The sequence below is a fragment of the Ideonella sp. genome (genome assembly GCF_041914305.1).
Lineage (GTDB): Bacteria > Pseudomonadota > Gammaproteobacteria > Burkholderiales > Burkholderiaceae_C > Ideonella.
On record NZ_JAYSDQ010000023.1, the window covers coordinates 19,441 to 40,669 of the forward strand.

The window sequence follows — 21,229 nt, forward strand, 5'->3', positions numbered from 1 at the left end:
TCAAACGCGGCTCCCCAACGCGATGGCCGCTTCGGCGGCATCGGAGAACGGGTGCTTGACGCCGTCGATTTCCTGGTAGTCCTCGTGGCCCTTGCCGGCGACCAGGATCACGTCGTTCGGCTGCGCTGCCGCCACGGCCTGGTGGATCGCGATGCGGCGGTCGACCTGCGCCTGAACCCGGCCCGACCCGGGCGGCACGCCGGCGATGATCTGGTCGACGATTGCAGCCGCCGGTTCGCGGCGCGGGTTGTCGCTGGTGACGATGACCTGGTCGGCCAGGCGCGCGGCGATCTCGCCCATCAGCGGGCGCTTGGTCGCGTCGCGGTTGCCGCCACAGCCGAACATGCACCACAGCCGGCCACCGCGGGCCGCGGCCAGCGGGCGCAGGCCGGCCAGCGCTTTCTCCAGCGCGTCGGGCGTGTGGGCGTAGTCGACCACCACCTCGGGCGTGTTCGCCTTCCCGATCACGCGCTGCATGCGGCCGGGCACCGGCGTGACACGCGCGGCGACGCGCGCCGCGGCGGCCAGTGGCACGCCCAGCGCACGCAGGCCGCCGATCACGACCAGCAGGTTGCTGACGTTGTAGTCGCCGATCAGGCCACTGGCCACCGGCGCGCGCTGCAAACCCTCGACCACGTCGAAGGCCAGGCCGCCGTCGCGGTAGGTCACGCCTTCGGCGCGCAGGCGAGCTTCGTCGGTGACCGACACCGTCCACAGCTGCGGGCCTTTGCCGGCCAGGCCGGCGACCAGCATCGCGCCGTGCGGATCGTCGACGTTGATCACCGCCGAGCGCAGCCCCGGCCAGCCGAACAGGTCGCGCTTGGCAGCCCAGTAAGCCTCCATGCTGCCGTGATAGTCGAGGTGGTCTTGGGTGAAGTTGGTGAACAGCGCGACCTCGATCGCGGTGCCGGCCAGCCGATGCTCGACGATGCCGATCGACGAGGCCTCGATCGCGCAGGCACCGAAGCCCTGGTCGACCATGCGGCGAAAGCCTTGTTGCAGCACCACCGGGTCGGGTGTGGTCAGGCCGGTGAATTCGATCGCGGCCTCGCGGGCGCCGGGGTGCGGCGGCTCGCCGATGCCGAGCGTGCCGACCACGCCGCAGCGGGTGCCCAGTTGCGTCAGGCACTGCGCGGTCCACCACGCGGTCGAGGTCTTGCCGTTGGTGCCGGTGGTGGCCACCACACGCAACGCGCCGCTGGGCTGGCGGTAGTAGGCGCTGGCGATCACGCCGGTGGCGGCCTTCAGCTGCGGCAAGGTGGCCACACGCGCGTCTTCGAAGCCGAAGGCCTCGATGCCGTCGCGCTCGACCAGGCAGGTGGCGGCGCCGCGTTCGAGCGCTTGCTTGACGTACTGGCGGCCGTCGCTGGCGTAGCCCGGCCAGGCGATGAAGGCATCGCCGGGCTGGACCTGGCGGCTGTCGGTGCGCAGCGCGCCGGTGACCCATGAGCTGAGCCAGCGAGCGGCGGCGTCGGGGCTTTTCAGGTGGGTGAGGGGCATGGTGATCTCTGCAGGGCGCTCAATGCGCGGCTTGCGGCGAGGCCGAGTCGTCGGCGCGGGCCACGGCCAGCGGCTTGCGGCGGGTGGGGGGGTTGGTTTGCGCGGTCACCGCCGGCGCCTTCACTTCCAGGTCCGGCGGCACGTTCAGCGTGCGCAGCGCCTGCTCGACCACCACCTTGAACACCGGCGCAGCCACCAGGCCGCCGAAGTAGACGCCGGTGGGTTCGTCGATCATCACCGCAACGACCACGCGTGGGTTGTCGATCGGCGAAATGCCGCTGAACCAGGCGCGGTGTTTGTCGCTGTTGTAGCCGCGGCCTTCCTGCTTCTCGGCGGTGCCGGTCTTGCCGCCAGCCGAGTAGCCCACCGGCTGGGCCAGCGGTGCCGTGCCCTCTTTGCTGACGGTGCCGCGCAGCAGCTGGCGCATCGTGCGCGCCGTCTCGGGCTCGAAGATGCGCACCGGCGGCAGCGCCTCTTCGCCCTTGATCAGCGACAGCGGCGCGAGCTCGCCGTCGCGCGCGATCGCGGTGTAGGCGCGGGCGATCTGCAGCAGCGAGGCCGACAGGCCGTAGCCGTAGCTCATCGTCGCCTTCTCGACCGGCTTCCAGGTCTTCCACGGCCGCAGCTTGCCGGTGGCGGCGCCGGGGAAACCGATCTGCGGCTTGGTGCCGAAGCCCAGCTCGGCCAGCATCTCGCCCATTTCCTTGTTGTCCAGCCGCTGCGACATCTTGACCGTGCCGACGTTGCTGGACTTCTGGATCACCTGCGCCACCGTCAGCGCGTCGTGCTGGTGCGAGCCATCGTTGACCAGCAGCGGGCCGACCTTGAAGGGCCGCGTGTCGAGCACGGTGTCGGGCTTGACCAGGCCCTTTTCGAGCGCCATCGAGACGATGAACGGCTTGACGGTCGAGCCGGGCTCGAAGACGTCGGTGATCGCGCGGTTGCGCAGCTGCGAGCCGGTCAGGTTGCGGCGCTCGCCGGGCAGGTAGCTCGGGTAGTTGGCCAGCGCCAGGATCTCGCCGCTTTGCGCGTCGAGCACGACCACGCTGCCGGCCTTGGCCTTGTGCTCCTGCACCGCGTCGCGGATGCGTTGGTAGGCCAGCGCCTGCACCTGCGAATCGATCGTCAGTTGCACGTCGCGGCCGTCGCGCGGGTCGACCGGCTCACCCAGCTCTTCGACCACGCGGCCCAGCCGGTCCTTCACCACGCCGCGCGAGCCGCCGTGGCCCTGCAGCTGGCGCTGGAAGGTCAGCTCGATGCCCTCCTGGCCCTTGTCTTCGATGTCGGTGAAGCCGACCACGTGCGCCGCGGCTTCGTTCTCGGGGTAGCGGCGGATGTAGCCGGGCTCGATCGTCAGGCCCTTGACCTTCAGCGCGCGGATCTGCTGCGCCAGGCCGTCGTCGATCTGGCGCTTGAGCACCACGTAGGCGCCACCGTCGTCGAGCTTGGCGTTGAATTCCTTCAGCGGCATGCGCAGCAGCGAGACCAGCGCGCGCTTTTGCTCGTCGTTGGCCTTGAACTGCTGCGGGTTGACCGAGATCGTCGGCGCGTTGACGCTGATCGCGAGGACCTGGCCATGCCGGTCGAGGATGCGGCCGCGGCTGGCCGGCAGCTGCACGGTCGAGGCGTAGCGCTCCTCGCCCTTCTTCTGGAAGAAGTCGGACTCCAGCACCTGCACATACAGCGCCCGGCCCGACAACGCGAGAAAACCGATGCCGACCAGCAGCACCAGGAAACGGCTGCGCCACGGCGGTGTCTTCGACGCCAGCAGCGGGCTGGTCGAGTAGTTGACGCCGCGCACCGAGTGCGACGAGGTGGCGCCTTGGCGCTGGACGGCCTTCATCGGGCGCCCTCCACCGACACACCGACCGAGGCGGCGCCACTGCCACCACCGGCGGGCGGCAGCGTGTCGTGCGGCACCGCAGTGCTGCCGGCGTGGCTGTCGCTGACGTAGAGGGTCACGTCGGGCGTGGCCAGGCGCATCGCCAGCTTCTCGCGCGCGGTGCGTTCGACCTTCAGGTTCGTGGCCTCGGTGCGGCGCTCGGTGTCGAGCCGCTTGGCATCGGCCGCCAGCTGCGACTCTTCGGCCTTGGCGCGCTCGATCTCAGCAAACAGGCGGCGCGACTCGTAGCTGGTCTTGACGAGCCACAGCCCGCTGAGCACCAGCGCGATCAGCAGCATCACCGAGAGCCGCGTCATGTGTCACCCCCCAGTCGCTCCGCCACCCGCAGCACCGCCGAGCGCGAGCGCGGGTTGGCGGCGATCTCGCCTTCGCTGGGCTTGATGCGCGCCAGCGGCTTCAGGCGAAGCTCGCGCGTGGGCGGCGCGAACGGCGCGCGGCGGTCGATCTCTTCGCGGCTCTCGTGCGCGATGAAGGTCTTCACGATCCGGTCTTCGAGCGAATGGAAGCTGATCACCGCCAGCCGGCCGGCCGGGGCCAGCAGCGCGAGCGCGGCGCTCAGCCCTTGTTCGAGTTCTTCAAGTTCGGCGTTGACGAAAATCCGTAGAGCCTGGAATGTGCGCGTTGCAGGGTCCTGGCCCGGCTCGCGGGACTTGACCGTACGAGCCAGGAGCTGGGCCAGTTCGGCAGTGGTGCGAAGAGGGCTCCCGCTCTCGCGGCGAGCAACAATCGCCTTTGAAATCGGTGAAGCAAACCGTTCTTCGCCATAGTCTCGTACCACTTGTGCGATGAGGCGCTCGTCGGCGCGCGCCAGAAACTCGGCGGCACTCTCGCCGCGCGTGGGGTCCATGCGCATGTCCAGCGGGCCGTCGAAACGGAAGCTGAAGCCGCGCGCCGGGTCGTCGATCTGGGGCGAGCTGACGCCCAGGTCGAGCAGCACGCCGTCGACATGCTGCACGCCGCGCGCCGCCAGCTCGTCGCGCATCTGCGCGAAGCTGGCGTGGCAGATCGTGAAGCGCGGGTCGTTGATCGCGCCCTCGCCGGTGGTGGCGGCGGCGATCGCCTCGGGGTCTTTGTCGAACGCGAACAGGCGGCCGGTGGGCGCCAGGCGCGCCAGCAGCAGGCGCGAGTGGCCGCCGCGGCCGAAGGTGCCGTCGACGTAGGTCCCGGCCGGATCGACCACCAGGCCGTCGATCGCCTCGTTCAGCAAGACGGTAGTGTGGCGGAACCCTTCGCCCATCGCGGACGGATCCGGTTGGGAATCGGCCGGACGCCTGGTCCGCGGCGCCCTGGTTGACTTCGACTTGGCCATGACCGTCAGATGACCAGGTTGCGCAACGCGTCGGGCATCGGCTGGGCGAGCGTGGCTTCCTCGTTGGCGAGGTAGCGCTCACGGTCCCAGATTTCCATCCGCCCGCCCATGCCGACGAGCATCAGCTCCTTGTCGAGGCGGGCCCAGGTGCGCAGCTCGGGCGACAGCAGCACCCGCGACCCGCTGTCGATGTCGACATCGATCGCGCTGCCCAGGTACAGGCGGCGGAAGTTGTCGGCCTCCATCGGCAGCGCCAGCAGCTTGGCGCGGAACTCGACCCACGCCGGGCGCGGGAACAGCAGCAGGCAACGCGACGGGCTCTTGGTCAGCGTCATCTGGCCTGCGCACAAGGCAGCCAGCGCATCGCGGAAACGGGCAGGCACGGTGACCCGGCCCTTTCCGTCCAGCGAAAGCGCTGATTCGCCTTGGAACACAAACTCAGACACGATGACCCTCGAACACCTGACCGTGGAACACCCACGTTCAGGACACCATTACCCACTAAATTGCACTTTCTCCCACTTTATCTCACCACGCGCCCCAGGGTCAACGAAACGCAAAGAAAAATTCAATGAAATCAGTCACTTAGAAGCGAAACGTCAAGTATCTCGCTCAGAATATCGTTCAAAAGCAAGGACTTGCGTACGCCTCTCAAAGTGATGGGTGAGATAACTCCCTAACACGAAAGCTGTTGCAGAAACAATTGAAACAAGCGCGTGCCGGTGGATGAAGCGCAGCTGCAACAAGCGCTGACGACAGTGGCCTCACGGGCGCAACGCTGCGCGCGGAGGGAGCCACCCATGAACACCTTCACCTCGTCGTCCACCCTGCTGAAGCCGGCGCCGCTGTTCCTGCGGGCCCAGGGCCATGGCGCCACCGTCGTGTGCCTGCACGCCAGCACCGACAGCCAGACCCAGTGGCGTGGCCTCGTCGGCCAGCTGGCCGAACACTGGCAGACGATGTCGGTCGACCTGCACGGCCACGGCCGCAGCCCGGGCTGGCCGCAGATCATGCCCAACACGCTCGATGTCGACGCGCTGGCGGTGATCGACGCGGTGCGCCACGCCGGCCCGGCCCCCGAGGGCGTGCACCTGGTGGCCCATGCGTACGGCGCCGCGGTGGCGCTGCAGATCGCGTTGCTGCAGCCGCTGTGGGTGCGCTCGCTGACGCTGTACGAGCCGGTGGCCTTCGGCGTGATCCACGCGATGTCGCCGGGCGACGCCAGCCTGGACGAGATCGAGGCCACCGCCAAAACCGTCTCGGTCGCCGTCGAGGCCGGTGACCTCGACGGCGCGTCGCGCCGCTTCGTCGACTACTGGAGCGGAGCCGGCACCTGGGAAGCCATGGGCGCGCCGCAGCGCGACGCCGTGCGCAGCCGCATCGCCACCATCCCGCGCCACTTCGAGGCCTTGTTCGCCGCCCGCTGGGCCGCCCGCCCGCTGGGCAGCCTGACGATGCCCACGCTGCTGATGCACGGCAGCCAGACCCGCACGCCGGCGCGCCGCGTGGCCGACCTGGTGGCCGCCGCCAACCTGCCGCGCCTGCGCCGGCACGAAGTGGCCAACGCCGGCCACCAGGGCCCGATGACGCACGAGGCGCCGGTCAACCACACGATCGTTGACCACCTGCAAGCCCAGGCCGCTGCCAGCGCGATGGCCGCGGCTTTCGCCTGACGCACCCGGCCATGCTGCTGACCCTGGCTGGTCACGAGCCGCTACAAGCTGAGGGCCCGGCCTCCGGCTGGCTGTCGATAAACTCGGCGCTCCACCACCTCGAGGTGCACGCCATGCCCCAGGCCGAGGGCACCGCCAGTCCATTGCTGTTGGTCGTCGACGACGAGCCCGAGCTGCGCTCGCTGCTGGCCGAGTACTTCGGCCGCCACGGCTTTCGCGTGCGCACCGCCGAAGACGCGGCCGTTGCCCGGCTGGCCGTGGCCGAGCAGGCACCGGCGCTGGCGATCCTCGACATCAACATGCCGGGCGAGAACGGCCTGTCGCTGGCCCGCTGGCTGCGCGAGGCCCACCCGCACATCGGCCTGGTGATGCTGACCACCGCCAGCGAATCGGTCGACCGCATCGTCGGCCTCGAACTCGGCGCCGACGACTACCTGCCCAAGCCCTTCGAGCTGCGCGAGCTGCTGGCCCGCATCCGCTCGGTGCTGCGCCGCACCGAGGCCGCCGCCGGGCCGGCACCGGCCGCCGCAGCGGCGTCCACCGCGCCCCTGGTGCCCAGCCACGCCACCGGGCCACGCCGCGTGTCGTTCGGCGCCTGCCAGCTGGACCTGGACGAGCGCCGCCTGCTGGCGCCCGACAACACCGACATCGAGATCAGCGCCGCCGAGTTCGACCTGCTCGCGCTGTTCGCGCGCAACCCGAACCGGCCGCTGAACCGCGACCAGATCATGGAGCAGGCGCACAACCGCGGCTGGGACGTGTTCGACCGTTCGATCGACCTGCGCGTGATGCGCCTGCGCCGCAAGATCGAGCGCAACCCCGACAAGCCCGAGCTGATCAAGACGGTGCGCAACGTCGGCTATGTCTTCGTGCCGACGGCCGCCTCTGCCGCATGAAGCCCGCCTGCGCTGAGCCGGACGAGCGCCCGGCCAGCGCCGCGCTGAAGGCCGCCATTGCCGACGGCGCCCCGGCGGCGCTCATCGTCAGCGACGAAGCCGGCCGCATCGTCGAGTTCAACCTCGCCGCCGAAACCATGTTTCAGTGCCCCCGCGCGCAGGCGCTGGGCCGGCACATCGCGCCGCTGGTGATGGCCGAGCGCCACCGCGCGCTGCACGCGCAGGCCCTGGCGCGCCTGCGCGCCGGCGAGTCGCCGCTGCAACTGGGCCGCATGCAGCTGCACGCGGTGCGCGCCGACGGCAGCGAATTCCCGGTCGAGATGCTGCTGTGGCGCACCGAGGTGCAAGGCCGCATGTACTGCACCGCGTCGCTGGTCGACATGACCGCGGTCTACAACGCAACGCAAGAGATCGAGCGCCAGCGCGAGGCGTTGCGCCAGAGCGAAAAGCTGACCGCGATGGGCAGCCTGTTGGCCGGCGTGGCGCACGAGCTGAACAACCCGCTGGCGATCGTGATGGGCCGCGCCAGCCTGCTCGAAGAAAAGTGCGACCACGAGCCCGAGCTGCGCGACGAAGCGCAACGCATCCGCAAGGCGGCCGAGCGTTGCGGCCGCATCGTGCGCACCTTCTTGAACATGGCGCGCAGCAAACCTTCGCAGCGCGGCCCGGTGAGCCTGAACGAGATGGTGCGCGCGGCGGCCGACATGCTGCAGTACGGCTACCGCACCCACAACATCACGCAGGAGCTGGCGCTGGGCGAAGCCCTGCCGCCGGTGATGGCCGACAGTGACGAGATCGGCCAGGTCGTGATGAACCTGCTGATCAACGCGCAGCAGGCGCTGGCCGGCAAGCAGGGCCCGCGCCGGGTGCGGGTGCAAAGCGGCGTCGAGCCGCGGCGCGACAACCGCGAGCCGCGCGTGTGGCTGCGGGTCGAAGACAACGGCCTCGGCGTGCCGGCCGCGGCGCGCCAGCATGTGTTCGACGCGTTCTTCACCACCAAGCCCGAAGGCGTGGGCACGGGCCTGGGCCTGGCGATGTCGCGCTCGCTGGCGCGCGCGCACGGCGGTGACCTGGTGCTCGAAGCCGGCTCGTCGCTCGGCGGGGCGAGCTTTCGCCTGAGCCTGCCGATCAGCGGCGTCGCCGAGCCCGAGCTGGCCCCATCGGCATTGGCGCCGTCGGGCCACTCGCTGCTGGCGCGGGTGTTGGTGGTCGACGACGAGCCCGAGTTGTCCGAGCTGATGCGCGAGATGCTCGAAGGCGCCGGCTACGACGTGGCCACCGCCGAGTCCGGCGCGGTGGCGCTCGAGATGCTGGACCTGGCGCGCTTCGACGCCATCGTCTGCGACCTGCGCATGCCCGACATGGACGGCGCCACGCTCTGGCGCGAGGTGGCCACGCGCCACCCTGCCCTGGGCCACAGCATGTTGTTCGTCACCGGCGACACGCTGTCGCCCGACGCCCGGGGCTTTCTCAACGGCACCGGCTGCGACTCGCTCGACAAGCCGTTCTCGAAGACCGACCTGCTGACCAAGGTGGCGGCGCTGCTCGCCTGAAAAACAGGCCGCGGGCCAGCCTTCACTTGCGCGTGTCGACATTTGTTACCCGGCCGCGGGCATGGCCGCGGCTTCGCCGGCCCCACAGCACCGCAGAATTGGCGGCGCCGCCTTTGGCCGAAGCGGCAACCCACCTGCCTGGAGACCCGCCTTGCCCACGCTCGATGTGCTTCGTTCCGCCCGCCGGTCCGTCTTGTTTGCCGTCGGGCTGCTGGCGCCGCTCGCACCGGCATTCGCCTCGCCGTTCGCCACGAATGCGCCAGCCGAAACCGCCGACCCCTGCGCGGGCAGCCATCTGCTGTGCGACGACTTCCGCGGCGGCTCGATCGACACCACGAAGTGGATCGTCGGCGACACCGACATCGCGCACCAGTACCCGGTCAGGCCCGAGAACGTGCGCCTGGGCACCTACGTCGACCACGGCGCGACGCTCACGGTCGTCGACACCGAGATCTACGGCGACCAGCACGCCGGGCCGCACCGCCAGGGTGGGCTGATCATCACCAAGGCCCCGTACGGCGGCGGGCGCTACGAGGCCCGCATGAAGCTGCTGCCGGGGCCCAACGGTTGTTCGTGCATGTGGAACTACTACGACAGCGACAACCTGGCGGATCCGCCGGCCAAGCGCAACTACACCGAGATCGACATCGAGATGCCGGCGCACATGGCCAAGCCGCCGGCCTGGTCCACCTGGCGGCGCACGCTCGGCTTCAACACCTGGACCCACTCGGACGCGGACTCGGATGCGACCTACATCCAATGGCATTCAAAGACGGACCCGTTCGACGGCCAGTTCCACGTCTTCCGCTGGGACTGGTACGACGGCAAGAACGGGCCGCGGCGCATCGACTGGTATGTCGACGGCATCCTGCAAACATCCACCGACCAGCACGTCAACGGCCACAAGGCACAGCTGTGGATCGGCAACTGGCCCGCGCCGTGGCCCGGCATGAACTACGCGTTCGACACGCTGCACCTGTACATCGACTGGGTGCGGATCTCGAAGCTCTGAGGGCGCTGGCAAACAGGCGCGTCAGACCACCTGGTACAGGCCGAAGTGGCCCGCCCGCGCGCGGGTGGCAAGGTATTTGCCCGTTTCGATTTCTTCGAAAGGACCTGCCATGCAATTCCACCGTGGCCGACTGATCGACCATGTGCACCTGCGCGTCAGCGACCTGGTTGCTGCCAAGCGCTTCTACCGCGCGGTGCTCGAATCACTCGGCAAGACTGAATCAATCCATGAAGGCGACGACTTCTTCTCGGCCGACGAGTTGTGGATCGACCGGGCCGACAGCACCGTCTCGCGCGTGCACCTGGCCTTCCAGGCCGATGGGCCGGACCAGGTGAAGCGCTTCTACCAGGTCGCGCTGGCCGCCGGCGGGCGCGACAACGGAGCGCCGGGTGAACGCCAGTACCACCCCGGCTACTACGCAGCCTTCGTGCTGGACCCGGACGGCCACAACATCGAGGCCGTCTTCCACGGGCCCCACACGCGCTCGGCCGACGCGGTGGTCATCACGCCGGCCGGCTGAAGGCGCGTTCAGTCGCAGCTGTAGCGGAACGCGTCGTTCAGCGACAGCGGCAGCACCAGCGTGCGCAGGTTCATCGAGCGCGCCTTGGCGCACATCTGTGCGCGCGCATCGGCGTCGTCGCGCCAGATCTTCTTGTACTCGGCGGTGAAGACCGGCTTGCCGTGGCCGGTGAACACCGCGTAGCCGCCGCACTCGTTGTACTGCTGGCACTGCTCGTTGACCGCGAAGTCGAAGCTGGGCTCGAGCGACTTCAGTTGCTTGATGTCGTTCTTCAGCCCGATCTTCAGGCCGCGGGCATGGGCCTCGGTGGCCAGGAAGCGGTTGTAGTTGAGCTGGGTCTTGGCGGTCAGCTCGCCGTTGAAGCCCGGGTTGTTGTTGTAGGCCTCGACGTTGTCGGGCTCGACGCCGTCGCAGCCGCGCTGCTTGGCCAGGTCGAGCCGCGCCTTCATGATGTTGCGCACGTTGGCCGAGCGGGTGTCGACCCACTTCTCGCCGGGCCAGCCGTCCAGGTTCTTGCCCAGGTCGGCGGGCTTGAACTGGTCGTAGTCGGGGCGCCAGTTCTCGGCGCTGCCGGCCGAGAAGTAGCAGACGACGTAGCGGCCCTGGTTGTGCAGCTGGGTCATCACCGCGTCGGGCGCCTCGAACAGGTCGATGTCGTAGACGTTGACGTTGTAGCTGGTGTTGATGGTGCCGGTGAGCTGCCACTGCCAGGTGTCGGTAACCTTGGGCACCCAGGCCGCCAGCGGCGAGGCGTCGGCCGAGCGGTCGGCATAGGCGGCCGTGGTGGTCGGCCTGGCCTGCTGGGCGCTGGCGGTGCGCGCGGCGCGCACGTCGGCGCGGGTGATTTCCGGCGACTCGTCGCTGCTGCCGCCACCGCAGGCGCTCAGCGCCAGCGCGGCCGTGGCCAGGCACAGGCCGGCCAGCGGCCCGTGGGCGCGAACGCGGCGGTGCATCGTCGGGCGGGTGTTCATCGTCATCTCCTGAAGCTCGGGTGTGTGAGGGGCGCCGGCTTTCGACGCCCCGGTGTTCGAAAGGCCCGCCCATGGTTGCCGCCGAGCCTGATGCGAAGCTGATGCAACCCGGGGTTTACGCAGCAGAACGTGAGCCCTGGTAACGCGAGGTGTCTTCGGCCGGGCCGTCGGCCGCGGGCAACGGCGTCAGCCGCACCTCGAAGCGATCACCGCTGTCGTCGGTGCGCAGCGCCAGCCCGGTGGCCTGGGCGTAGAGCTGGGCGATCAGCAGGCCCTGGCCGAGGTGATCGGGCGCCGGCTGCGGTGGCGTGGCCGGGTCGCGCTGGTTGGCGATGCACAGCGACCACGGTGTGCCGGGCTCGATGGCCAGTTGCAGCCGGCTGCCCGCGCGGGCGTGGGCGATGGCGTTGCCGACCAGGTTGTCGAGCAGCGCGCGCAGCAGGGTCGGTGGGGCCGACAGCGGCAGGCGGTCCGGGCAGGCCCGCTCCCACTGCAGGCCGCGCTGGCGCGCCGCGCTGTCTTGCGCGCGCAGGGCAGCGTCGGCCAGCGCCACCAGGTCCAGCGGCTGCGCGGCCTCTTCATGGCCACGCTGCACACGCGCCAGCCGGAACAAGGCCGACAGCAGCCCGCCCATCCGGTCGGCCACCGCGCGCATGTCGCCCAGCACCGGCTGCACCGGCGCGCCGGCCTCGGCCTCCAACTCGGCCAGGTCGACCAGCGCCCGCAGCTCGGCCAGCGGGGTGCGCAGCTCGTGCGCCGCATGGGCGAGAAAGCCACGTTCGCGCTCGCGCTGCAACACCAGCCGATGCACCAGCGCATCGAAACGCCGCGTGCCCAGGCGCAGCGCGAGGATGCCGAAGATCGGCATCGCCAGCGCGCCCAGCAGGCACGCGCCCCCCAGCGGCAGCAGCGACGCGGTCAGCCCGCTCTCGGGCCGGCCGATCATCACCTCGACCTCGTGCTCGGTGATCTGCTGGCCGGTGCGCTCCAGCGTCTCCGGATCCAGCCCCCAGTTCGCGCGGATGCGCTGCGACAGCAGCCGCATGACCCGGCCGTCGGGCAGGCGCGCGGTGCCGGCCCGCGGGGCCGCGTTCATCTGCAGCACCGGCATCGGCCGCGGCAGCTGGGCCCCCATCGTGTCGAGCGATTCGGAATGGTCGAGCAGCTCGCCGGTCTCCGCGTCCCAGACCTGGAAGATGCGGTCGCCGCCGGCCAGGTACATGCCCAGCGCCTCGGGCTCGATGTTGACGTAGATGTCGCCATCGACATAGACGTGGGTGATGTTGCTGATGGTGCGCAGGTCGTCGGCCAGCGAGAGCTCGAACGCCGCCGCCCGCTCGGCGTGGCCGATGGCGTAGACCACGCCGAAGATCAGCGCGGCGCCCGCGAACAGCAGCGCCGAGATGCGGCCACGCCAGCGGCGCTCCAGTGCGCTGGCGATCATCGATGTGCCTGGCGCCCTGCGGCCGGCGGCCGGGCGGCGTTCATCTAACGCTCCAGCTTGTAGCCTTCGCCACGCTGGGTCACGATGCGCGAGGGCTGGCCGGGCTCGTCGATCCAGCGCCGCAGTTGCGACACCGCGGCCTCGACCGAGTTGCTCTGCAGCTCGGTCGCGTCGGCATACAGCTTGGCCTCGATCGTGGCGCGCCGCACCACGCAGCCGCGCTGGCTGGACAGCAGCTCCAGCAGCAGGCGCTCGCGCCGGCGCATCGGCAGCACCTGGCCCTTGCGCCGCACCTCGTTGCGCGCCTGGTCGATGCACAGGTCGCCAACTTCGATCGGCGCCGCGCCGGGCGCCGCCGCCGCGCCCTGGCGCGCGGCCAGCGCGCGCAGCCGGGCAGCCAGCTCGCGCAGGTCGAACGGCTTGGGCAGGTAGTCGTCGGCCCCGGCCTCGAAGCCCTGCAGCTTGTCTTCGACCTCGGCCAGCGCGCTGAACATCAGCACCGGCGTGCGCACCTGTTGCGCGCGCAGCCGGCGCAGCAGCTCCAGGCCGTCGAAGCCGGGCAGCATCACGTCGAGCGCGATCACGTCGGGCTGCAGCTCGGTCGCGGCCCACAGGCCGCTCGGCCCGTCATGCGCCTGCTCGACCACCAGGCCCAGGCGCGACAGGCCGCGCACCAGGCTGTCGCGCAGGCCGGGGGAGTCTTCGACCAGCAACACCTTCACCTTCGCCTGCTCCTTGCGCCTGCCGTCAATACTCAGACCAGCACCACGTCGACACCACGCGCGCGCAGCGCGGCCACGCTGTCGGGGTTCGCCCCCTGGTCGGTGATCAGCGTGTGGATCTGCTCGACCTTGGCGATCACCGACAGGCTGCGGCGCAGCAGCTTGGACGAGTCGGCCACCGCCACCACCTGCCGCGCCGAGCGGATCATCTGTGCGTTCAGCTGCGCCTCCAGCAAATGCGGCGTCATCAGGCCGATCTCCGGGTCCAGGCTGTCGACGCCGAGGAACAGGCGGTCGGCCTGCAGCCCGGCCAGCGCGGCTTCTGCCTGCGGGCCGGACAAGGAGTACGAGTTCGGCCGCAGCACGCCGCCCAGCATCACCAGCCGCACGTGCGGCGCCTGCGCCAGCGTGACCGCCACGTTCAACGCGTTGGTGATCACGTTGATCGCATGCAGCTTCAGCGTGCGGATCTGCTTGGCGATCTCGCCGGTGGTCGAGCCCGAATCGAGCAAGATGGTGTCGCCCTCCTGGATCATCGCCGCCGCCGCGGTGGCGATGCGTACCTTTTCGGCATGCCGCAGGCTCTGCTTGATCTCGATCGGTACTTCTTCACCATCGCGGTGGGCCAGCGCGCCGCCGTGCGTGCGCACGATCAGCCCGGTCTCGGCCAGCGCGTTCAGGTCACCGCGGATCGTCACCAGCGAGGTGTTGAAGCGCGCCGCCAGCTGGTCGGTCGTGACGCGGCCTTTTTCCTCGATCAGCGCGCGGATCTCGCGCCGCCGTTCTTCCAGCAGCAGGCCCTGGTCTTCGCCTTCACCGTCGGCGTGGGGGGTGGCCCGGGCGGCGCGCTGGCGGCCCGGCGCGGCCGCGGCACGGGGAGCGTTCTTCGTGGTCATCGCGTGCTTTCTCTCTTCGCCTCATCGTAGCGCCAAGCCCGGGCGAAAACGCGCCGGGCGTTGTGGTGGTAGAGCTTGTCGACCACCGCCGCCGGCAGCGCCAGCCCGCGGAACGGGGCGTCCAGGTCGGCATGGGTCAGGCGCTCGCCGGTGACCAGGAAACGCCAGTCGGCGCGCCAGGCGGCATCGGCCTCGGCGGCGAATTCGGCGTCGCCCTGGTCGTTGCCGCGCGCCAGGTCGCTGCCGTAGAGCAGCCGGTCCTGATAGCGCAGCACGAAGGCGCGCACGGCGTCGCGCCGGGTGATCGCCTGCTGCTGCAGGTGGCTCATGCGGGCGGCCAGGTCGACCGTGGCGGTGGGAAAACGATCGAGAAAGGCGGCCAGACGCTCGACGCTCCACTCGAGCGAGGCCAGGTGCAGGCCCACATACGGCAGCCGCGGGTGCTGCTGCAGGAAGTGGTCGCGCGCGGCCAGCTGCGCCTCGTGGTCGGGCCACTCGGGGTGTAGCGCCATGTGGTACTGCGGGTGGCCGGCAAAGTAGGCGCGGTCGCCCTTGGTGGTCATCTGCGCCGGCGCCAGCCAGGCGTTGCGCGGCTCGGCCTGGTGGCCCAGCAGCACCCAGCCATCGCGCTCGATCGTGTCGAACAGCGGCTGCAGCCGCGCATCGTCGATCAGCACCGCGGCGCCCGAGCGGTCGCGCAGGTCCAGCCCCAGGTTTTTCCACACCTTCACGCCCTGCGCGCCCAGCGCCCGCGCCTGGGCCAGGTGCTGCAGCGTGGTCTCGGCCCAGCCGGGTGACTCGAAGCCCGCGAGCGGGAAGGTCGCGGCCCAGGCCACCTGCGCCGGGTAGGCCTGGGCCAGCGCCACCGCATCACGCTGCTGCTGGTCGATCGGCGGAAAGTCGGCGTAGTCGACGTTGATCGTCAGCAGCTGGAAACCGTCTCGCTGCGCCAGCGCCATGAATCGCGGCAGCGCGCCGTGCAGGTGCAGGTGGGTGTCGATCTTCGGCACGCGGGCGAAATCGGCCACCGTGTAGTGCGCCGGCGATTCGGCCGCGGCCGGCAGCGCGGTGCACAGCATGAACCCCAGGCCGGCACAGCGGCCGAGCCATGTGGCGATCCCGCGCGTCATGGCACCGCCGGTTCGAGCCGCGCCAATGCCGCCGCCGGCAAGGGCCGACCGGCCAGGCGCGCGGCCTGCAGCGCGGCGCCGAGCGACGGTGAAAAGCGCGGCGTCACCAGGCGCGCCTGCGGCAGCTGGCCAGCCAGCAGCGCACGCAGCGGGTCGAGCACCAGCGCCTGGCTCTGGAACACGCCGCCCGAGTACGACACCGACAGCGCCGCGTTCGCCGGCACGCCCAGCCGCCGCGCAGTGGCCACGATGATGTCGACCAGCTGCGCCGCCGCCGCAACGAAGATCGCCCGCGCCGCCGGGTCGCCCTGCTCGGCCGCCTCGACCACCAGCGGCGCGAAGCCGGCCACGCCGCTGCGCCCGGCCGCCTTGGGGCCATACAGGTGGGCGCACAGGTCCAGGTCGTCACCCAGTTGCAGGCGGTCGCGCCACAGCGCCAGCAAGGGCCCCGCCTCGGCCCGGCCGTCGCTCATGCGCGAGAACAGCGCCAGCCCCTCGCGGGCGATCCAGTAGGCCGAGCCCTCGTCGCTGAACAGCTCGCCCCAGCCGCCGGCACGCGCGCTGCGGCCCTGCCATTCGCCATAAGCGATCGAGCCGGTGCCGGCGACGATGTTGATGCCGTCGACCGCGCCGAGCGAGCCGGCCCAGCCGCAGACCATGTCGTTGCCGCAACGGTAACGCCCGGCGGGCAGCACCGCGGCGGGCAGCGCGTCGAGCTGCGCTTGCAGCGCGCTGTCTTCGCCGTGGCAGGGCATGCCAACGAAGCTGAAGGCCACGTCGTCGATACCGCACGCGGCCGCCTGCAGCGTGGCCTGCACGCCGCGCTGCAGCACCGCCGCCACGCCGTCCAGCCCGACCTCGGGGTGGTACAGGCTGCCGTCGACATGGCGGGCCCGCACCTGGCCCTCGCCGTCGATCAGCGTGAACGCGGTCTTGGTGCCGCCGCCGTCAATGCCGAGGAACATCGGGGTCGATCTCCACATCGGGGAAAGGATGGATCGTGACACCGCGCACGACGCGGCTCACGGTGCCAGACACGCTCGGATTGTCCGGCGACAGGCCCAGGCGCAGCGACTGCAACAGTGCGAAGCGCTGGGCGAAGACGATGCACGGGAAGGCCAGCGCCAGGTCGCTGGCGTCGGCCAGCCCTTCGAGCAACACATCGTCGGCCGGCGATGCGCAGGACCCTTGCAGCGGCTGCGCGCTCAGCGTGAGCACGCGCGCGGCGCGGCCGTCGCGCCGCAGCTCGTGCAGCAGGTCCAGGTCGTACTGGCGGGTGTACGGGTCGTTGGAGACGAACATCACGACCAGCGTGCGGTCGTTGACGATGGTCTTCGGCCCATGGCGAAAGCCCAGCGGCGAATCGTGGCTGGCGACGATGCGCCCGTCGCTCAGCTCCAGCAGCTTCAGCGCCGCCTCGCGCGCCAGACCCTGCAGCTCGTTGCTGCCCAGGTAGACCACGCGCTCGAAGCGTTGCTCGACCAGCTGCTCGGCCAGCACGAGGCCCTGCGCGAGCACGGCCGATGCAGCGGCCGAGATCGCCGGTGCCTGCCCACCCGCGGGCGCCAGCAGGCCGAAGACCTGGGCCGCGGCCAACAGCAGCGAGGTGAACGACGAGGTCATCGCAAAGCTGCGGTCGTGCGTCTCGACCGGCAGCAGCAGCGTGCGGGCATTGCCTCGCTCGGCGGCCAGGCGCTGCAGCAGGCTGTCAGGGTTGCAGGTGAAGACCAGGTGCTGGCAGTCGTCGACGAACTGGTCGGCCAGCTCCAGCGCCGCGGCGCTCTCCGGGCTGCTGCCCGAGCGGGCGAACGACACCAGCAGGGTCGGCACCTCGCGCTGAAAGTACAGGTGCGGGCCGGCGACCAGGTCGGTGGTGGCGACGGCATCGACACGCAGCCCCGTCTGGCGCATCAGCGCCGGTGCCAGGCACTGGCCGATGAAGGCCGACGAGCCGGCGCCCGTCAGCACGATGCGCAGGTTGGGCGTGGCCAGGCAACGCGCGATGAACGCGGGCGTCATCTCGCGTGGGCCGGCCTGCATCGCGACCAGCGCCTGGACCCGCGCCCACACCGAGGGCTGCTGCGCGATCTCGCGCACGGTCCAGCGGGCGCCGGGGGGGATGAATTCGTCGAGGGTGTCGGATGGAGACATCAGGCTCTCGCTCCCTTGGGGTTGTTGTTGTTCACTGAAGGACAGGGTTCGCTCGCACGGCGGTGCCCGGCGCACAGGCCGCGATGTACTGGCGCAGCACCTGGCCCACGCCCTCGTGCAGCAGCGCGCTGACCGAGTTGGCCAGCAGGCCGTCGCGCACCGCGGCGTACTGCAGCGGCAGGTACTGGCTCAGCAAGGTCAGCGGCAGCGGGCCGTTGCCCAGGCGAGCCAGCATGCGGCCGCAGGCCTCGCGCACCTCGGGCTGGGCCCAGTAGTAGCGGATGCGGTCGCTCAAGCTGAATTGCAGGTCGAGCCGGATGCGCTCGGGGTCGCTGTAGTACTTCTGCCAGTGCTGCGGCCGCGCGTGCATCACGCCCAGCACCACGTCTTTCAGGTGCGAGCCGTCGCCGTCGCCCAGCCATTCACGCTCGATCTCGGCCAGCGCCCACAGCGCCTCGCGCAGCGCAAAGGTCGCGCCGGGGCCGATCTTGACGATCGCGAAGTGGTCGCGCACCAGGGCCTGCAAGGCACTCGGCGTCTGGTAGTCGGTCGAATGGGCCTCGAACAGGATGTGCGGCTCGTGCTCGATGAAAGCACTCAGCGCCTGGGCCTTGGGCGCCACGTAGTCGATGACCTTGTGGTGGTCGAACTCGACACCGGGCTGCACGACCAGGCCGATCACGCGCGGCCAGGCCGCCTCGAGCCCGAGCTTGGCGAACGCTTCTCGGTGCGAGGCGATCGTCTGGGCCGCCGCATCGGAGCGGGTGACCGCCAGCTCCTGCAGGTCTTCGTGCGCACCGCCGGGCACCGGCACTTCGGTGCCGATCACATAGACCGGCGCTTCGCCGCCGACGCGGGCATGGGTCTTCTCGGCCACCGCGCACAGGCGCGCTGCGCGTTTGGCCACCACCGCTTCGGGCAGCACCGCCGGGTCGTCGGCGCAGGCCATCGAGCAATCGAGGTGGATCTTGCGAAAGCCGGCTTCCACATACTGCTCGATCAACGCTTCGGACTTGGCCATCGCGCTGTCGCCCGGCTCGCCCTGCCAGCAGTTGGGGCCCAGGTGGTCGCCGCCGAGCAGCAAGCGTTCGCGCGGGAAGCCGGCCTCGTCGGCCAGGTTCATCATGAAGGCGTGAAAGTCGCGCGGCGTCATGCCGGTGTAACCACCGAACTGGTTGACCTGGTTCGAGGTGGCTTCCACCAGCAGCGGCACGCCAGCCTGGGCGGCCTCTTGCATGCCGGCACGCAACACCACCGGGTGCGCCGAGCACAGCGCGTAGATGCCCTCGGGCTGGCCGGCCTTGTGCCGGCGCACGAGATCGAGCAGCGCCTTCATGCCTTCACCTCGGCGCCTTCGGGTTGCAGCGCCAGCAGCAGCGCCGCGAGCAGGGCGAGTGCAACCCCGGCCATCTTGAACGGCCCCGGCATCGCGCCAGCCACCGCCATCGCGATCACCGCGGTCAGCAAGGGCGCACCGGCGTTGACCATCGGCGACACGACGATCGCCTTGCCGTGGCGAAACGCGTGCACCAGGGTCAGCGCGCCGATCGAGTTGAGCACCTGGATCACCGCGGCCAGCCAGGGCCCGTTCCAGCCCAGGTTCACCGGCTGCGAGAAGTCGGTCATCGCCAGCGCGACCGGGATCGAGACCACGGCCGACATCGCCATGTAGACGAAGATGCTCTCGGCGCTCATCGTCGCGTTGGCCAGCTTGATGAAGTAGGCCTGCACGCCCCACGCCACCAGCACCGCGATCGCCAGCACGAACCAGGGCCCGAACTCGCTGTGGCCACCTGGCGTGTAGTCGAACAGCGGCAGGCTCAGCAGCGCGAAGGCGATGCCCAGCAGGCCCAGCCGCCCGGTGCGCTCACGCAGCATCAGGAACGACATCGCGATCGTCAGCGCCGGTGACAGCGAGATGATCGGAAAGATCAGGTAGGCCGGCCCGGTCTTCACCGCGCGAAACAGCAGCATCTGCCCACCGGCGCCCAGCAGGCCGATCGCCAGCCCCAGCGCCAGGCTGCGCGGGTCGCGCTGCAGCACGCCACCGGCGCGCTTGAACGCATAGATCGCCGGCGGGATCATCGTCAACGCCCAGACGGCGTAGATCAGGGTGTCGGGAAAGCCATGCTCGCTGGGCACGCCGGTGAAGGCGCCCCAGACGCCCCAGGTGACCATGGTCAGCAAGGCGTAGCCCAGCCAGTGCGGTTGAGATTTCATCGTGCGTGTCTCACTTGGGTGCGGGGGTGTTGTCGGTGGTGTCGGTGGTGGTGGCGTGGCCGGTTACCGGCGAGAGGAGCAGCAGGCGCGCCTCGTGGCTGATGACCTCGGCGGTAAACGGGATGTCGAATTCGCCCAGCTCGGCGTGGCGCCAGAGGTCGCGCACGCGGTAGTGCTTCCAGGCCTCGCCCAGGTCCTTGCCCGGCGAGACGGTCATCTCGGCGGTGGCGCTGCCGCGGTTCAGCAAGGCGACCGCGACGCTGCCATTGGCCAGGCCCTTGGCGTAGACCTGCAGCGTGCCGTCGTCGCGCACCTTCTCGGCCGGCTGGCCCAGCGGGTCCTGGTTCAGCGCGATGACTTCCTTGTTGGACAAGGTCTCGAGCGTGTAGGCATCGAGCGCACGCACGTCGGCGCCGATCAGCAGCGGTGACGCGGCCAGCGCCCAGAGGCTGAAGTGGGTGCGGTACTCGACGTTCGACGCGCCGGCACCGACCAGCTCCTGGCTCTTGCCGTTCAGGCCGACGACGAGCATGTCGAAATCGTTCCAGTGGCCCGGGCCGGCGTGCTGGCCGAGCGTGATGCCGCGGTCCAGCATGTCCAGCACGTCGAAGTAGTACTTCTCGCGGTGGCCGGGGTAGTCGAAATCGTCGGAGATGTCTTGCCCGATGCGCCAGTGGTTGGCACCGGCGTCGGCGGCCCACTGCCAGATGTCGGCCCAGCCGCAGTGGCAGGCGTGGTAGACGATCGGCCGGCCGCTGGCACGCAACGCCAGCGACATCTTCTTGACGATCGCCTGCACCTCGGTCTTCGGCGCGTCCTTGTGCGAGCAGCAGCTGTCGTACTTCAGGTGGTCGACACCCCAGGCGGCGAACTGCTTCGCGTCTTCGGCCTCGTGGCCTTCGCTGCCGGTGTAGCCGGCGCAGGTCGTCTGGCCGGGGCCGCTGTAGATGCCGAGCTTGAAGCCGTGGCCGTGCGCGTAGTCGGCCAGCCAGCGCAGCCCATGCGGGAACTTGACCGGGTCAACCTCGAGCGGGTGGTCCTGGCGCGCGCCCTTGTGGCGCTGCCAGCCGTCGTCGAGGTTGATGTAGACGTAGCCGGCGTCACGCAGGCCGTTGGCGGCCATCGCGTCCATCGTCTGCACCAGCAGCTGCTCGTTGATCTGGTCGCCGAACTGGTTCCAGCTGCTCCAGCCCATGGGTGGGGTCAGCGCGAGGCCGTTGCCCAATGCCGTGGCTTGCACCGATCCGGCGGCGAGCAGTAGCGCGAGCCACCCAAGAGCCTTGCGCGGATCCGGCTTTGCCGGGCCGCTGCAAGAGCCCCCTCGGGGGG

The 21,229-nt window shown here is 70.2% G+C and carries 20 protein-coding genes; 5 read left to right on the forward strand and 15 right to left on the reverse strand.

Annotated elements, in window-relative coordinates:
• The 5 genes from ACE3SG_RS24645 to ACE3SG_RS24665 all read right to left on the reverse strand — a co-directional run bounded on the left by ACE3SG_RS24645 (position 1) and on the right by ACE3SG_RS24665 (position 5,158).
• Positions 1–1,500 carry a UDP-N-acetylmuramoyl-L-alanyl-D-glutamate--2,6-diaminopimelate ligase gene (locus ACE3SG_RS24645; RefSeq protein ID WP_374568886.1) on the reverse strand — a complete coding sequence of 500 codons (1,500 nt, stop codon included), beginning with the start codon at positions 1,498–1,500 and terminating at the stop codon, positions 1–3.
• 19 nt (positions 1,501–1,519) lie between these two features.
• The gene (locus ACE3SG_RS24650) at positions 1,520–3,343 is read right to left on the reverse strand and encodes a peptidoglycan D,D-transpeptidase FtsI family protein (RefSeq protein ID WP_374568887.1); all 1,824 of its coding nucleotides are present in this window, start codon (positions 3,341–3,343) and stop codon (positions 1,520–1,522) included.
• A complete protein-coding gene (gene ftsL / locus ACE3SG_RS24655) occupies positions 3,340–3,699 on the reverse strand; it encodes a cell division protein FtsL (RefSeq protein ID WP_374568888.1) in 360 nt (119 codons plus the stop codon). The genes ACE3SG_RS24650 and ftsL overlap by 4 nt, the downstream gene beginning before the upstream one ends.
• Positions 3,696–4,640 carry a 16S rRNA (cytosine(1402)-N(4))-methyltransferase RsmH gene (rsmH, locus tag ACE3SG_RS24660; RefSeq protein WP_374568889.1) on the reverse strand — a complete coding sequence of 315 codons (945 nt, stop codon included), beginning with the start codon at positions 4,638–4,640 and terminating at the stop codon, positions 3,696–3,698. The genes ftsL and rsmH overlap by 4 nt, the downstream gene beginning before the upstream one ends.
• 77 nt (positions 4,641–4,717) lie before the next feature.
• Positions 4,718–5,158 (reverse strand): division/cell wall cluster transcriptional repressor MraZ, encoded by a 441-nt coding sequence (locus ACE3SG_RS24665; RefSeq protein WP_374568890.1) that lies wholly within the window; start codon positions 5,156–5,158, stop codon positions 4,718–4,720.
• A 354-nt stretch (positions 5,159–5,512) separates the two neighbouring features.
• Between ACE3SG_RS24665 and ACE3SG_RS24670 the strand changes: the two genes are divergently transcribed.
• From ACE3SG_RS24670 to ACE3SG_RS24690, 5 genes are all read left to right on the forward strand, one after another.
• Complete coding sequence (locus tag ACE3SG_RS24670) at positions 5,513–6,385, forward strand: alpha/beta fold hydrolase (RefSeq protein ID WP_374568891.1); 873 nt, start codon at positions 5,513–5,515, stop codon at positions 6,383–6,385.
• A 113-nt stretch (positions 6,386–6,498) separates the two neighbouring features.
• On the forward strand, positions 6,499–7,281 hold the full coding sequence (locus tag ACE3SG_RS24675) for a response regulator (protein WP_374568892.1): 783 nt from the start codon (positions 6,499–6,501) through the stop codon (positions 7,279–7,281).
• Positions 7,278–8,834, forward strand: coding sequence for a response regulator (locus ACE3SG_RS24680; RefSeq protein ID WP_374568893.1), 1,557 nt, complete (start codon positions 7,278–7,280; stop codon positions 8,832–8,834). Before ACE3SG_RS24675 ends, ACE3SG_RS24680 begins: the two co-directional genes overlap by 4 nt.
• Positions 8,835–8,985: 151 nt before the next feature.
• A complete protein-coding gene (locus tag ACE3SG_RS24685) occupies positions 8,986–9,846 on the forward strand; it encodes a glycoside hydrolase family 16 protein (protein ID WP_374568894.1) in 861 nt (286 codons plus the stop codon).
• Between the two features lie 109 nt (positions 9,847–9,955).
• Positions 9,956–10,366: a VOC family protein gene (locus ACE3SG_RS24690; RefSeq protein ID WP_374568895.1), complete on the forward strand. Its 411-nt coding sequence runs from the start codon at positions 9,956–9,958 to the stop codon at positions 10,364–10,366.
• Positions 10,367–10,374: 8 nt separating this feature from the next.
• Here the strand turns inward: ACE3SG_RS24690 and ACE3SG_RS24695 are convergent, their stop codons facing one another.
• The 10 genes from ACE3SG_RS24695 to ACE3SG_RS24740 all read right to left on the reverse strand — a co-directional run bounded on the left by ACE3SG_RS24695 (position 10,375) and on the right by ACE3SG_RS24740 (position 21,095).
• Positions 10,375–11,337, reverse strand: a complete 963-nt coding sequence (locus ACE3SG_RS24695) for an endo alpha-1,4 polygalactosaminidase (RefSeq protein WP_374568896.1) — start codon at positions 11,335–11,337, stop codon at positions 10,375–10,377.
• 115 nt (positions 11,338–11,452) lie between these two features.
• Complete coding sequence (locus ACE3SG_RS24700) at positions 11,453–12,781, reverse strand: sensor histidine kinase (RefSeq protein ID WP_374568897.1); 1,329 nt, start codon at positions 12,779–12,781, stop codon at positions 11,453–11,455.
• Positions 12,782–12,825: 44 nt separating this feature from the next.
• Complete coding sequence (locus tag ACE3SG_RS24705; RefSeq protein ID WP_374568898.1) at positions 12,826–13,503, reverse strand: response regulator transcription factor; 678 nt, start codon at positions 13,501–13,503, stop codon at positions 12,826–12,828.
• 32 nt (positions 13,504–13,535) lie between these two features.
• Positions 13,536–14,399 (reverse strand): DeoR/GlpR family DNA-binding transcription regulator, encoded by an 864-nt coding sequence (locus tag ACE3SG_RS24710; RefSeq protein ID WP_374568899.1) that lies wholly within the window; start codon positions 14,397–14,399, stop codon positions 13,536–13,538.
• Positions 14,396–15,529, reverse strand: coding sequence for a hypothetical protein (locus ACE3SG_RS24715; RefSeq protein WP_374568900.1), 1,134 nt, complete (start codon positions 15,527–15,529; stop codon positions 14,396–14,398). The genes ACE3SG_RS24710 and ACE3SG_RS24715 overlap by 4 nt, the downstream gene beginning before the upstream one ends.
• Positions 15,526–16,494 (reverse strand): N-acetylglucosamine kinase, encoded by a 969-nt coding sequence (locus tag ACE3SG_RS24720; protein ID WP_374568901.1) that lies wholly within the window; start codon positions 16,492–16,494, stop codon positions 15,526–15,528. The genes ACE3SG_RS24715 and ACE3SG_RS24720 overlap by 4 nt, the downstream gene beginning before the upstream one ends.
• Positions 16,478–17,680 (reverse strand): SIS domain-containing protein, encoded by a 1,203-nt coding sequence (locus ACE3SG_RS24725; protein WP_374568902.1) that lies wholly within the window; start codon positions 17,678–17,680, stop codon positions 16,478–16,480. Before ACE3SG_RS24725 ends, ACE3SG_RS24720 begins: the two co-directional genes overlap by 17 nt.
• Before the next feature lie 31 nt (positions 17,681–17,711).
• Positions 17,712–19,016, reverse strand: coding sequence for a D-tagatose-bisphosphate aldolase, class II, non-catalytic subunit (locus ACE3SG_RS24730; RefSeq protein ID WP_374568903.1), 1,305 nt, complete (start codon positions 19,014–19,016; stop codon positions 17,712–17,714).
• Positions 19,013–19,900 (reverse strand): EamA family transporter, encoded by an 888-nt coding sequence (locus ACE3SG_RS24735; RefSeq protein ID WP_374568904.1) that lies wholly within the window; start codon positions 19,898–19,900, stop codon positions 19,013–19,015. The genes ACE3SG_RS24730 and ACE3SG_RS24735 overlap by 4 nt, the downstream gene beginning before the upstream one ends.
• Before the next feature lie 10 nt (positions 19,901–19,910).
• Positions 19,911–21,095, reverse strand: coding sequence for a glycoside hydrolase family 27 protein (locus tag ACE3SG_RS24740; protein WP_374568905.1), 1,185 nt, complete (start codon positions 21,093–21,095; stop codon positions 19,911–19,913).
• Positions 21,096–21,229: the final 134 nt, after the last annotated feature.

Bases quoted from the DNA above. Each gene is read 5' to 3' on its own strand.
- ACE3SG_RS24700 (WP_374568897.1), bottom strand. From the start codon at position 12,781: ATGATCGCCAGCGCACTGGAGCGCCGCTGGCGTGGCCGCATCTCGGCG.
- rsmH (WP_374568889.1), bottom strand. From the start codon at position 4,640: ATGGGCGAAGGGTTCCGCCACACTACCGTCTTGCTGAACGAGGCGATC.
- ACE3SG_RS24670 (WP_374568891.1), top strand. From the start codon at position 5,513: ATGAACACCTTCACCTCGTCGTCCACCCTGCTGAAGCCGGCGCCGCTG.
- ACE3SG_RS24690 (WP_374568895.1), top strand. From the start codon at position 9,956: ATGCAATTCCACCGTGGCCGACTGATCGACCATGTGCACCTGCGCGTC.
- ACE3SG_RS24710 (WP_374568899.1), bottom strand. From the start codon at position 14,399: ATGACCACGAAGAACGCTCCCCGTGCCGCGGCCGCGCCGGGCCGCCAG.
- ftsL (WP_374568888.1), bottom strand. From the start codon at position 3,699: ATGACGCGGCTCTCGGTGATGCTGCTGATCGCGCTGGTGCTCAGCGGG.
- ACE3SG_RS24695 (WP_374568896.1), bottom strand. From the start codon at position 11,337: ATGAACACCCGCCCGACGATGCACCGCCGCGTTCGCGCCCACGGGCCG.
- ACE3SG_RS24680 (WP_374568893.1), top strand. From the start codon at position 7,278: ATGAAGCCCGCCTGCGCTGAGCCGGACGAGCGCCCGGCCAGCGCCGCG.
- ACE3SG_RS24715 (WP_374568900.1), bottom strand. From the start codon at position 15,529: ATGACGCGCGGGATCGCCACATGGCTCGGCCGCTGTGCCGGCCTGGGG.
- ACE3SG_RS24675 (WP_374568892.1), top strand. From the start codon at position 6,499: ATGCCCCAGGCCGAGGGCACCGCCAGTCCATTGCTGTTGGTCGTCGAC.
- ACE3SG_RS24720 (WP_374568901.1), bottom strand. From the start codon at position 16,494: ATGTTCCTCGGCATTGACGGCGGCGGCACCAAGACCGCGTTCACGCTG.
- ACE3SG_RS24650 (WP_374568887.1), bottom strand. From the start codon at position 3,343: ATGAAGGCCGTCCAGCGCCAAGGCGCCACCTCGTCGCACTCGGTGCGC.
- ACE3SG_RS24730 (WP_374568903.1), bottom strand. From the start codon at position 19,016: ATGAAGGCGCTGCTCGATCTCGTGCGCCGGCACAAGGCCGGCCAGCCC.
- ACE3SG_RS24645 (WP_374568886.1), bottom strand. From the start codon at position 1,500: ATGCCCCTCACCCACCTGAAAAGCCCCGACGCCGCCGCTCGCTGGCTC.
- ACE3SG_RS24740 (WP_374568905.1), bottom strand. From the start codon at position 21,095: ATGGGCTGGAGCAGCTGGAACCAGTTCGGCGACCAGATCAACGAGCAG.
- ACE3SG_RS24725 (WP_374568902.1), bottom strand. From the start codon at position 17,680: ATGTCTCCATCCGACACCCTCGACGAATTCATCCCCCCCGGCGCCCGC.
- ACE3SG_RS24735 (WP_374568904.1), bottom strand. From the start codon at position 19,900: ATGAAATCTCAACCGCACTGGCTGGGCTACGCCTTGCTGACCATGGTC.